The 13,093-nt window shown below is 43.5% G+C and carries 8 protein-coding genes; 5 read left to right on the top strand and 3 right to left on the bottom strand.

Going from position 1 to position 13,093, the window contains the following annotated elements:
* Positions 1-122: 122 nt before the first annotated feature.
* From secA to DQQ10_RS04670, 3 genes are all read left to right on the top strand, one after another.
* Entirely contained in the window at positions 123-3,479 is a 3,357-nt protein-coding gene (gene secA, locus DQQ10_RS04680; RefSeq protein WP_112745601.1) for a preprotein translocase subunit SecA, read from the top strand.
* Complete coding sequence (locus DQQ10_RS04675) at positions 3,442-3,999, top strand: SPOR domain-containing protein (protein WP_112745600.1); 558 nt, start codon at positions 3,442-3,444, stop codon at positions 3,997-3,999. Before secA ends, DQQ10_RS04675 begins: the two co-directional genes overlap by 38 nt.
* A gap of 70 nt (positions 4,000-4,069) precedes the next feature.
* A complete protein-coding gene (locus tag DQQ10_RS04670) occupies positions 4,070-4,810 on the top strand; it encodes a toxin-antitoxin system YwqK family antitoxin (RefSeq protein WP_112745599.1) in 741 nt (246 codons plus the stop codon).
* Here DQQ10_RS04670 and DQQ10_RS04665 read toward each other — a convergent pair.
* From DQQ10_RS04665 to DQQ10_RS04655, 3 genes are all read right to left on the bottom strand, one after another.
* On the bottom strand, positions 4,807-6,369 hold the full coding sequence (locus tag DQQ10_RS04665) for a hypothetical protein (protein WP_112745598.1): 1,563 nt from the start codon (positions 6,367-6,369) through the stop codon (positions 4,807-4,809). The genes DQQ10_RS04670 and DQQ10_RS04665 overlap by 4 nt on opposite strands.
* 100 nt (positions 6,370-6,469) lie before the next feature.
* Positions 6,470-8,413, bottom strand: a complete 1,944-nt coding sequence (locus tag DQQ10_RS04660) for a c-type cytochrome (RefSeq protein WP_112745776.1) — start codon at positions 8,411-8,413, stop codon at positions 6,470-6,472.
* A gap of 13 nt (positions 8,414-8,426) precedes the next feature.
* The gene (locus tag DQQ10_RS04655; RefSeq protein WP_112745597.1) at positions 8,427-10,325 is read right to left on the bottom strand and encodes a family 16 glycoside hydrolase; all 1,899 of its coding nucleotides are present in this window, start codon (positions 10,323-10,325) and stop codon (positions 8,427-8,429) included.
* 316 nt (positions 10,326-10,641) lie between these two features.
* On the opposite strand from DQQ10_RS04655, the gene DQQ10_RS04650 reads away from it, so the two are divergent.
* Both DQQ10_RS04650 and DQQ10_RS04645 read left to right on the top strand, forming a co-directional pair.
* Positions 10,642-11,829 (top strand): M20 metallopeptidase family protein, encoded by a 1,188-nt coding sequence (locus DQQ10_RS04650; RefSeq protein ID WP_112745596.1) that lies wholly within the window; start codon positions 10,642-10,644, stop codon positions 11,827-11,829.
* Between the two features lie 81 nt (positions 11,830-11,910).
* Entirely contained in the window at positions 11,911-13,035 is a 1,125-nt protein-coding gene (locus DQQ10_RS04645) for a Na/Pi symporter (protein WP_112745595.1), read from the top strand.
* Positions 13,036-13,093: the final 58 nt, after the last annotated feature.

Genomic DNA, 13,093 nt, shown 5'->3' with positions numbered 1-13,093 from the left:
CAAAAAACAAATTAACTTTAGGCCCCCTTTAGGGCGTTTACATGTTTCGCATTCCGAACAGGTCGTTTTGGCTAAGGTCGGGTCCGGCACAATGTTTAACGGTTTAACGACGAATTAACTCTATGCTAAAACTCATTGCCAAAATCTTCGGAACGAAGTCGGAAAAGGACATTAAACGCATGATGCCTTTGGTTGAACAAACCAAACAAGAAGGTGAAAAACTAAAGTCCATCAGCAACGACGATCTTCGCGGCGAAACAAAAAAAATTCAAGATCTCATCAATCAAGAGCTCAGTGCTACTGACGAGAAGATCAAATCACTTCACGCCAAAATCGCCGAGAACCCACAACTGGAGATCAACGAAAAAGATGCGATCTTTCAAGAAATTGACAAACTAGAAGAGAATCGTAATAAAGAACTCGAAAAAGTTCTCATGAAAGTTCTTCCGAAAGCCTTCGCCATTGTTCGCGAAACTGCTCGTCGTTTCAAAGAAAACGAAACGCTCCAAGTAACAGCACAAGATTACGATCGCGAATTTGCAGGCAGAAAAGAGAACGTTAAAATCGATGGTGAGAAAGCCATTTGGTATAATGAGTGGATCGCTGCTGGTAATAAGATCAAGTGGGATATGATGCACTACGAAGTGCAGATTATCGGTGGTATCGTATTGCACGAAGGAAAAGTTTCTGAAATGGCAACCGGCGAAGGTAAAACACTGGTAGCTACGTTTCCGGCATTCTTGAATGCACTTGCCAAACGTGGTGTGCACATCGTAACCGTAAACAACTACCTGGCTACACGCGATAGCGAATGGATGGGACCGATTTTTGAATTCCACGGCCTTCGTGTAGACTGTATTGATAAACACGAACCCAATTCAAACGCGCGAAGAAACGCCTACCGTGCGGATATCACGTACGGAACAAACAATGAGTTCGGTTTCGACTACCTCCGCGATAACATGGCACGCGATCCTGAAGATCTCGTACAACGCGCCCATCACTATGCGATGGTCGATGAGGTTGACTCGGTGTTGATCGATGAAGCACGTACCCCACTGATTATCTCTGGGCCTGTACCACGTGGTGACGAACATGAATTTTACGATCTCAAGCCGCGGATTTATAAATTGGTAGAAGCGCAAAAGAAGCTTGTGAACGAATTCTTATCACAAGCCAAAAAGCAAATCACTGAAGGCAATGAAAAAGATGGCGGACTTGCACTATTCCGTGCGTACCGCGCCATGCCGAAATACAAACCTTTGATCAAATTCCTCAGCGAAACAGGCATCAAGTCTGTGCTTCAAAAAACAGAGAACCATTACCTCGCAGAGAACAAGCGCAATATGCCAGAAGCAGACAAGCCTTTGTACTTTGTGATCGACGAAAAAGACAATAGCGTTGAACTCACCGAAAACGGAATTGATCTCATTACAGGTGAAGGCGAGGATGCTAAATTCTTTATCCTTCCTGAGATCGGCGTAGAACTTAATAAGCTCGAAAAAAACACCACACTCAACGACGCAGATAAGCTTCATCAGAAAGAAGAACTTATTCGCGACTACCAAACGAAGTCTCAACGTATTCACAGTATCAATCAATTATTGAAAGCGTATACGCTTTTTGAAAAAGATACGGAATACATCATTGTTGATGGCAAAGTGAAAATCGTTGACGAACAGACTGGCCGTGTATTGGATGGCCGTCGTTATTCAGACGGCTTACACCAGGCGATAGAGGCGAAAGAAAATGTGAAGGTAGAAGATGCCACACAAACCTACGCTACCATCACCTTACAAAACTACTTCCGCATGTACCATAAGCTTGCGGGTATGACAGGTACAGCAGAAACGGAAGCAGGAGAGCTCTGGGATATTTACAAACTCGACGTCGTTGCTATTCCAACAAATAAGCAAGCCGTAAGAAAAGATTACGACGATTTGGTTTACAAAACGGTTCGTGAAAAATTCAACGCTGTTATCGACGAAGTAGTAAAACTTACTGGCGAAGGAAGACCCGTGTTGGTGGGAACGACATCGGTAGAGATTTCCGAGCTCGTGAGTCGTATGCTTCAGATGAGAAAAATTAAACATCAAGTACTAAACGCAAAGCAACACCAACGCGAAGCTGAGATTGTTGCCGAAGCTGGTAAGCCAGGTACAGTAACAATTGCAACGAACATGGCCGGTCGCGGTACCGACATCAAGCTTACACCTGAATCGAAAGCTGCTGGGGGACTTGCTATCATTGGTACAGAACGACATGAGTCACGTCGTGTAGACCGTCAGTTGCGTGGACGTTCAGGACGCCAGGGTGATCCGGGTACGTCACAGTTCTATGTATCATTAGAAGATAACTTGATGCGTATGTTCATGCCTGAGCGTATTACACGCATCATGGATAGACTCGGTTTGAAAGAGGGTGAAGTGATTCAGCATTCGATGGTCACTAGTTCTATCGAACGGGCTCAGAAAAAGGTAGAAGAAAACAACTTCGGTATTCGTAAGCGCTTGCTGGAATACGATAACGTGATGAACTCACAGCGCGAAGTGATTTACAAGCGTAGAAGAAACGCACTCTTCGGAGAGCGCCTCGAGCTTGACATACTCACCATGCTGTACGACACATCGGAAGATATGATTATCAATGCAAAAAATGCAAGCGACTACGAAAGTTTGCGACTGAATGCATTAGGCACTTTTGGTATCGACTACGAAATCACAAAAGAAGATTTCGATCGTACGAAACAAGAGAAACTTACCGATGACCTCTACCACAAAACACTGCAGCATTATCAACAAAAGAATAGTGCCATTGCTCAAAAAGCATTGGGCGTGGTGCAGGAGATTCATAAAACACGTGGCGCTACTGTGGACAACATCATGGTTCCTTTTAGCGACGGCAAGAAACAAATTGGAATTTCCGCTAACCTTGCAAAATGTGTTGAGACCAATAACGGAGAGTTGATTAAATCGATGGAGAAGATAATCACGCTCCACATCATCGATCAACTTTGGAAAGAGCATTTGCGAGAGATGGACGATCTTAAACAGTCCGTTCAAAATGCTGTTTACGAGCAGAAAGATCCACTCTTGATTTACAAATTTGAAGGGTTTGAATTATTCAAGCGCTTCATCGCGAAAGTGAACGAAGAGACGATATCGTTCTTACTCAAGGCCGATTTGCCAGTGCAGCAACCTGATCAGGTCCAAGAAGCACGACAACCACAACGCGCGAAAGTTCGCCTGAATGAACAAAAAGAAGAATCAAAATCTTTGCTTAGCGGCGGCGGTGCTCCACAGCAAGCGCAACAAAATCGCCCAGCACAAGAGAAAGTCATGCCCGTAAAATCTGATAAGCTTGCTAATCGCAATGATAAAGTGAGTGTTCAGTACACCGATGGGCGGGTGCTTCGCGATGTGAAATACAAAAAGGTTGAAGATGATTTACTCAACAATCGTTGCATCATTATCGATTAATATGACTATGCGCATACTACGTTTCGCCGGTTTTCTTTTTATACTCGGAGTTTTTCTTTCGAGCTGCAAAACGCAAAAGACAACCACAACGTCGTCACAAGAAAATAGATACTCGGAAGATCTGACGGTACACCGTCCGAAAGCCGAAGTAGTTACAACTGCCGACAACAGTAAACCAGAGGATAAAAAACCAACGTCGTACGTTGAGCCTAAGGTTGCCGTTAATAAAAAGTTGGATGGCGTATTGGATAGTATTAGCAGCATTAATCTGAGTAAAAATTCGATCGATGGATTTACAATTCAGGTATATTCTGGGAAACGCGAGGAAGCGTTGAACGCAAAAAAAACGTTAACAAATGCGTTCCCAGATCTTCAATCAGAGGTACAATTTACGGAACCAATCTTCCGAGTGAAGGTCGGCAAGTACTACACAAGGCTGGATGCTCAGCAAGACTACAGTGAAGTCAAGCGCTTTTTTCCTGCGGCGATTATCATCCCGGAAAAGATATCGATCAAATAATCTAGATACGGAAGGCCAACACACCTTCCGTATTTTTTTATCTTTGTGACACGCAACCCCAACTCGCGCCATGAAGAGCTCGCACGCCAAGTCACTATTTCCATTCATCATTGCCATTTTCTTTTTTGTTAGCGCTTGCAGTAAAAAAGATACACGCGCTGTTGACGATGAAACGCATGAATACTATCCCGATGGCACGCTCTACAAAGAGACAAAGATGTATGCCGATCAAACGGGATTTTACAAAGAGTATTTTAAAAATGGGCAGCTATTCCAAGAGGTTACTTTTCTTCGAAAGAAAAGAGAAGGCGTTGCAAAAAAATACTATGAGCACGGCGGGATTTTAGAAGAGACACCCTACTTCAAGGGCAAAAAACACGGTGTCGTCAAAAGATATCGCAGAACTGGAGAATTGATGGCCGAGATACCGTATTTCGAAAGCAATCTCTGCAAAGATCTAAAAGAATATACAATCGACCAGAAATTAAAAACACGGTATCCGAAGATCGTGTTTAAAGAAGTTGACAACTTGATGACAAGTGGAAATTTTACGTTAGAGATTAAACTCTCTGACGACACAAAAGGGAATGTAGAATATTACGAAGGCGTTTTGACAAAAGAAGGTTACATCGGCCATGACGCCGCACAACTTTTTGATGTCAAGCAAGGCGTTGCCTATATGAGAATGAATCTTCAGCCCGGTATGTATATCATGAAAGAGTTGAATATCATCGCCAAGGTAAAAACCGCTCAAAGCAACTATAAAATATTGGAAGGGAAATACAACTTGGCTATCGACAGAAAATTCTAGCGCAGCATCTGCTGCCGTGAAATCAACTCATAACTATTTGGAGCATATTTCAGGCCGGTCGCAATAAATTGTTTTGCTTTTGCATTTTGTCCCTTCTTAAAGTAATACACGGCCGCCGTCGAGTACGCTTGACCAATTAAGTCAGGATTAACCATCATCCCACGATATTGATTGGAGATTTGCTCAAATAAAGAACGATAGTGCTCTCCAGTAGAAATCTTCCCAACAGTATATCCAATGTTAAATTGCAGAATATAACTGGCCGCACGGAGTTCATTGAATTTATTATTCTTTGTGATCGCTGGAAACTTCACAGCATAGCCCTCCAGTGTAGACTCAATAACCGAAGCATCTGATTCATTTTGCAATGTGTTCCCCAAAGCGGAGATAAGCATCATCTGTGCTTCTTCGTCTGCCGGATCTACGTTAATAGCGTTTTCAGCATGCACTAATGATTCCTGATAATACCCGCGATTGAAAGCCCACCGCGATTTTTCATATTGATAGAAAAAATTAATCTCCTTCACCAATGTAGAATCTGAAACCTCGTCAGTTAAAATACGGTGATAGTGATCATAAAATTCTTTATCACGTGTGGTCGAATTACTCAGTAGCTTGTGTGTTGCAGTGGCAAATTCAGATATAATTTGTTTGTTCTGAATACCCATCGACTTGAACTGCGAAAGTCGGCCCAACTTAACCGCATGCACTGAATCAATTTGCTGATGCTCGTTAAATGACATTATCGACGACAGATATAAAAGGTAACGCGAACGCTCCGAAGGGTATAGATAGTACGCTTTTTGCAACGACTGAAAAGCATCTTCATAGTTCTTCTCTTGAAACAAATACAAAGCTTCATTGCAATATTGAATTCCAGCCAGTTGTTCAAGATTGATATCTGTATTCTCACCGAAATAATACTTATGAAATAGCGCATCTGCGCCATAACTACTATACTCTCTCGCGGATATAATTTTCTGATCACGAAGCATTTTGACATACTGCTGTCTGAACTCCGCGCTGATGGTTTGTGTGGCGCCAACGGCCATCGTTGTTTGTAAAACAATTTGCTCCAACCCTGGATATGCAATCAAGTAAACGTGAGTAGGCTCTTCCTTGATGACATAGGGAATTTTCAATTCCTCGAATGCAAGGGCGTAAAGGGCAGTCGCTGATACGCAGTTATAGTTTCCATTGTAAAAAATTTCTTCGAACTTATTCTTCTCTTCGTACTTGGTCAAGAATCGCTTGTGTATCGCATCATACAATGGATTTATCCTTTTGTCATTGCGCTTTCCTTGCGATTTTTCGTAACCCAAGCTCCGTACGAATGCATAAAACTGTTCACGGCTATCTTTAATTTTTGACTCTTTTAAGAGACCTCCATTCGCCATGAATAATGAAAATGGGTCTTTAAATTTTACACGCGTTTGTTGAAATATCTCCTGCTCGAATGAAGAAGTATAGTTGAGTTCAGCAAAACTTACCAAAGAATCTTGTGCACTGGAAGGGTTGAGAATTATGAGAAACATAATCCCGAAGAGTAACTTTTTCATATTGGGGCACTTAAGAAAGACACAAAGGTAATAGGATCGTCACCAATAAAAAAGGGACGCGGTAGTCGCATCCCTTTTCAATTTTCGATGTCGCTGTAATCTATGGCGTAGGCTCTTTTTCAACACGCAATGAGTTAATCCATGCGGCAATTTTTAACGCCTCTGCGCGCGGAACCTGTGGCATCGGTGCCATTGGCGTTTCATGTTCTGGCCAATTTTTGGGTTCAGGATTGTAGATCAACTGCACAATCCGTTCGTTAGAATATTTACGTTTAGCAACATCAACAAATGAAGGACCCACTTGGCGCTTCTTGGTTTGATGACAAGCTGTACAAGTGTTCTTGACTAACAACGGTTCAATCTCAGCATATGTAGGTGCTTTTGTAGTCGTTGTTGATGCCGTTGATTTCACTTTCGGTGCTGGCAATGTTGCAGGCGCTTTAGAGCGTTTGATACTTAATTCACTGGCCGGAATTTTAGCGCCTTCAGGAATGTTATTCAAAGTATAATACGCTGTACTGTGAAGCACCGGTAATCCATCCGCAGAACGGATACCCGTTAAATTCAATTCATGAATATAATACTGACGAAGATTTTCGACGACAATATGAACACGAAGTCCATCTTCGTAAACTTTCACGCCTTTAATATTTAGTTTCTCGTCACTCACGGTAGGGCTACCGTACACAGGATGATATTTATAAATAAAACTGCGTCCACCATAAGATGCTAAATCCTCAGCTGTCTTCTTATCTACAGGTTTTGTGAATGTTATTTCAAAACCATCAGGACGAGCGCTAACTGTTTTCATTTCGAATGGAAGTTTACCAGTCCATTTTAAACGCTGTAATCCAGAGTTTGTAGTACCAGCCGATCCCCAACCACGGTTTGTTTCACCAGCATACAACGATCCGTCGTGACCCCAGTTCATACGTAACACGCCTGATTGAAAGCCTGATCTAAAATCAAAAGCAACACCTTGAAGTTCACCCTTCACTTCCTCTAACACCACGCGCATAATCTTACTTTGTCCTTGATCGCCTACAAAAATTTGTCCGGCAAAAGGACCAAACTTTCCTTTTGTTTCATCGCTGATAATTTCAGAATTCGAAATACCCAACACACCGTGCGGAAGCCACACCGCAGGCAACTTCACTTCTGGAAATTGTTTTTTAACCTCGAATAGAAAATCTGGTTTTTCATCCACAACATTTTCAGGCTTTACATAATGGCCGTTCATTTTGTTTCTACGTGGATCTACTTTCGCGTAGAGCTGATCAACCGTTAATTTCACGGGAGAATTCGGTTCGCCTGTCCAGCGTAAACCAGCTGGATGGCCTGTAAAATCTCCTTTACGAACGTGCCATACACCACCTGATCCCATCCAATCACCTTGGTTATCATCATAGAAAAATTCTCCGTTGATCATTCCTAATCCGCAAGGTGAGCGCATCCCGGTAGCCCATGGTTCCATTTTGCCATCAGGATAAATTTTCATCGTCCATCCTCTCCAAGGTCTACGACTCTCGCCGCGCCACCATTCTTCATCACCGAACGCTACGTTGCCTGTTACAAAAAATGCACCGTCGGGACTAAGTTTCGGACCGAAAGAATATTCATGATAATGTCCCGATAGAGGCCATGCATATACAGTTTCATAGACATCTGCTTTACCATCACCATTAGTATCGACGAGCTTTGTAAGCTCTCCACGTTGCGCTGCATATAGTGCATTGTCTTTGTAGAGAAGACCTAGCGGCTCATGCAGTCCCGATGCGAAAAGTTTAAACGTAGGAGATGCGCCGTTCTCCATGGATGCGTTTTCGATCACGTAAACATCGCCACGACGCGTGCTCACAGCAATACGTCCATCTTGCAATGTTGCGACACCCCCGACTTCCAATAATATTCCTTCCGGCGTTGGGATGGTGATGATCTTATAATAATCTTCCTCAACAGGCAATTTCTGTGCAACTGCCATCGACGTCACCAACATCAGCATGGATGTCAATGACAAAATCATATCCTTATATTTTTTGTTCATGATCATTTCTAGTTTACCAGATGACAGTGTACTTAACAGCATTGCCTTCTACTTTTACAACGAGTGACTTTTTATCACCTGACTCGCGGATCGTTGCTGCATGGTCCGTCTTAATGTAAAATTGTTTGTCATCAATCGCGTATGAACCGTCGGCCATTTTAATGATCGATGTACCTTCCGCGAGTTTGAAATAAAGTGGTTGTGCTCCTTTATTTTTTAGCGTAAGCTCGCGTGTAATGATTGTGCCATCAGGCGTGATCTTATCATCAACGTCGAGTCCATCAAGCGAAAACTTAAAGATCGGACGTCCTGTCGATTCTTCGATGGAATAGCCTTTCGACTTATAACTACCTTCCTTGTAAGTAGTCGGAAAATCTTCCGCTTCACTTGCAAGCGATACCAGCGACGGACCTGCGAGTAGATACTGCACAGCACCGAGAGGACGGAATGAGCCATCGCCGCGTTCGTGCCACATCGGTGTAGCGTCAACAAAATCGCCGCGCCATACACAAACAAGATTTGCCGCGCCAAGATCATACACATAATTCACACCTGAAGGATCGCCTACACCAATGGTATGAGTAAGCCGCTGTCCCCGGTTTCTTTTGAAATCGAGAAACGCACGCAACAATTTTGGTGAGCTTCCAACATGAATTAGAATTGGCGACGTTGGCTCATCATCCGGTGGAAAAGAATTATAAGCCGTTAAAGTATTAACATAAGAATTTTCTGTGCGCGCATACCAACCAAGACGTGGCGGCATCCATGATGATGTTTTGAAATTGTAGATCTCAAATGGATACGTTCCAGCTTTTAGCGTAATCTTCTGTCCGCGTCTTCCACGAGAATTCGTTTGATGATCAACGAGCGTTTGATTATTGACAACAAACTTTAAACCGCCTGTCACCGCAAGGTAGAATTCATATTCTGCATCTTCCGGTACAGTAACCTTTCCTGTGTAAATCACACCGTAATTATTTTCGTCAGGAATTACTTCTGCAGTCAGCTCAGGGCTTGATCCGGTGGTCGCTGGTTTAAGGGATGCAAATTCATCGACACTTTTAAATGCACCCTGATATGTTTTGTAGGTAACATCACTCACGGTGATGCTAATTTCCTTTGTGAGCTTGTACTTAAAATTTCTAAACGCCACAGCGCCGTGGTCACCTTGTATCATCAATGGACCCATAGCCTTCTCGTTGTTCTCAATCGGACCGCCGGTTGGCAACGGTACCTCTACGTTGTCGTGTATCACTACATCGTTCAATGAAACCGTTACAAACTTCGCGTTAGCTATTTTATTACCCGCTGCGTCGAAGCGAGGTGCACGAAAAACGATTTTCATTTTTTGCCAGAGACCTGGTGCCTTTGCCGGATTGCTTAGCGGCGCCTTGCCCATATAAATTTTACCAGGCTTATTCTCCCAGTTGCGATAGATGCCGCCGATGTCGGAAAACTTCGCTTCTTTTACGCCCCAGCTATCGTAGAGCTGCACTTCATATCTTCCTTGCAAGTAAATGCCAGAGTTCGATCCTTTGGGCAGCATTACTTCAAATTCAAGTTCGATATCGCCATGTTCGAAAGCCGACACCAGGTTGTCTTTGTGTGTGTCGTCATTCATGTTAAGGAGAATGCCTGTGCCTGGCTGAAAGCTAACCGCTTTAGGTGCTGGTGGAGGTGTTGCTTCTTTACCTTTTTTCTTCTTTCCCGGCGACGTTTGCTCAATCGATTTAGCAACAGGATGTGAATCAACATTGCGATCCATCACAACATCGCCTACAACTTGCCAGTTTCCTGCTTGGGGCTTAAAGGAAGACATGTCGTTGAAGGGAAGGGTTTTCACTGGCGTCTCTTGTGCCGCGACTGCAGCACTGAACAGCATCAGCGAAAACAAAATACTTTTTTTCTTCATGAACAGTGGGTTAAAAATGTTTCTTGCGGCCACAATATCCGATGTTAAGTTTTATTCCCAAAACCACTGATGTCGTTTAGGCTACAGTTGATGTAATCGGTTACCATCTGTTATTGCCGGCTTTCTACTAAGACGAGAAAATACGGCTTTTACCTAAAGCATTCATTTGAAATTCAAACAAGATTGAGCGCGAAGCTGAAATCTGTCGCGGACATGGATTCTTTTAACGTCGATCAAGCCTTATTGCACCCCAGAATCCAACAATCCGGTCCACAGTTGCGTATTTTGTTTGTAATTTGACACCTTAATTATTCCGATGAATCTCTTAGAAAAAATTAAGACACTTTCCATAGAATACAGCGAACAAGTGATCGCCTACCGTCGCCATTTGCATGCGAACCCGGAATTATCTTACCAGGAATTCAATACTGCAAAATACGTTGGGGAACAGCTGAAATCGTTCGGACTCCAGGTCGAAACGTTGGCTACAACTGGTCTTGTGGCTGAAATCAAGGGAAAAAATCCACAAAAGAAAACCATCGCTTTACGTGCCGACATGGATGCTTTACCGATCCACGAGGCCAACGACGTTCCCTACAAATCTCAGAATCCCGGCGTGATGCATGCCTGTGGTCACGATGTTCACACATCTTCCCTCCTCGGTACAGCTAAAATTCTAGAGACAGTCAAGGATCAATTTGAAGGTACAGTACGACTCATTTTTCAGCCGGGTGAAGAAAAGAATCCTGGCGGCGCCTCATACATGATTCGCGACGGCGTGCTGGAAAATCCAACACCCTCTGGCATCATCGGACAACACGTTTTTCCATTGCTTCCTGCCGGAAAAATTGGATTCAAAGAAGGCATGTATATGGCAAGTGCCGATGAAATTTATTTAAAAGTGATAGGCAAAGGAGGTCATGGCGCGGCGCCAGATCTGGCTATCGATCCGATTGTGATCGCATCACACATTATTATTGCGTTGCAGCAAATAATCAGTCGTAACGCGAGTCCGAAGCAGCCTACAGTATTAACATTTGGAAATATCACAGGTTTCGGGGCCACCAATATCATTCCCAATGAAGTAAACATTGCCGGCACATTCCGCGCGATGAACGAAGAGTGGCGTGCTTCCGGTCTTGCAAAGATCAAGAAGATGGCCGAGAGTATTGCTGAAGGAATGGGTGGTCGCTGTGACGTTGATATCTCCATGGGATATCCATATCTAGAAAATAATCCATCACTCACGCGAAGGATCAAACAAGCAGCTCAGGATTACGTCGGAAAGGAAAATGTGGTGGACATTGACATTACGTTGGGTGCCGAAGACTTCGCGTATTATTCGCAGGTTGTGCCGGCATCTTTCTATCGGTTAGGAACGCGAAACGATGCGAAGGGAATCACATCATACGTGCACACACCAACTTTTGATATTGACGAAGATGCATTAAAGATAGGTCCGGGCCTGATGGCGTGGATGGCGCTTCAAGAGCTCGCACTGTAGAACATTAAGTAATTGTTATTCTTTTATCAAGATAGGGTCAATTTTTAGACACCGACTTATCTTTAAGCATAAGTTTCTCCTTTGGAAACATCAAACATTGCCAAGCCAAGTTCTGTTCAGAGCAATCTGAAAATAGCGCTCTATATTTTCAGCGCGCTTGTGCTCTTTTTATTCTCCCTGGAAGTAATGGTGTCATCGTTGAGTCATCTTGGAAAAGATCTTACAGACACAATCCTGCTCGCGACGACGAACCCGTTTGTTGGATTATTTATCGGCCTCTTATTGACCGCAATCTTGCAAAGTAGCTCTACCATTACCGCGCTTGTGATTGCGTTAGTTGCATCAGCCGCGCTAACGGTTGAAGCCGCGATACCCATCATCATAGGTGCGAATATTGGAACCACCATTACTGCGATGATTGTGTCACTCGGGTTTATTCCAAAGAAAAAAGAATTCAAACGCGCCACGGCTGCAGGTGCCTACCATGTATTCTTCAATCTTCTAACTACGGTCATCCTATTTCCACTTGAGTATTCCTACGGTTTTTTCTCGAAGCTTTCATCGCAAGTTTCGGCCTACTTTATGAAAGCACCTTTTTTTGTGCGAGGAACATCAACTAAGTCGCTCACCTTTCTCGATCATTTTGTAGATTTCCTCTTAACGATTTTACCAAACCCGTTTGTTATTTCCGGGCTAGCATTGATTTTACTTTTTGCCTCAATATTGTTGTTTCGCAAACTTATTTCAGATCTCGTAAAAGCTAAATCACCGGAAACTTTTGCACGATTTTTCTTCTTGAACCCGTGGAAGTCTTTTGGCTGGGGATTGGTAACGACGGCAGCCATTCGATCTAGTACAATCACAACTTCGGTTGTCGTTCCGATTGTTGCAAAAAAACTCGCGAAGCTTCGCCAAGCTGTTCCTTTTATCATGGGTGCCAATGTGGGTACGACCGTCACCGCCATCATCGCGGCTTTCCTTTACGGAACTACACCCAGCGCCGTCAGCATTGCCATGGCACATTTTCTTTTCAATTTATTGGGTGTCATCGTATTTATGTTCTTGCCTGGAATCAAAGGTATCCCCATTCAGCTCGCCGAAGCATTAGGTCGCCTTTCCATGCGATACAGATTTGCCGGCGTTCTATTTCTACTGCTTATATTCTTTATCATCCCATTCTCATTGATCTACCTCGATAGGATGTAGCCTTACGCCGTCTAACCTCTTTTAGCGGAAGTTTGAATTTCTTTAAGACCAAATCTGC

It is taken from the genome of Pseudochryseolinea flava (assembly GCF_003286915.1).
GTDB lineage: Bacteria > Bacteroidota > Bacteroidia > Cytophagales > Cyclobacteriaceae > Ohtaekwangia > Ohtaekwangia flava.
This window is presented reverse-complemented; position numbering and strand designations above follow the sequence as displayed.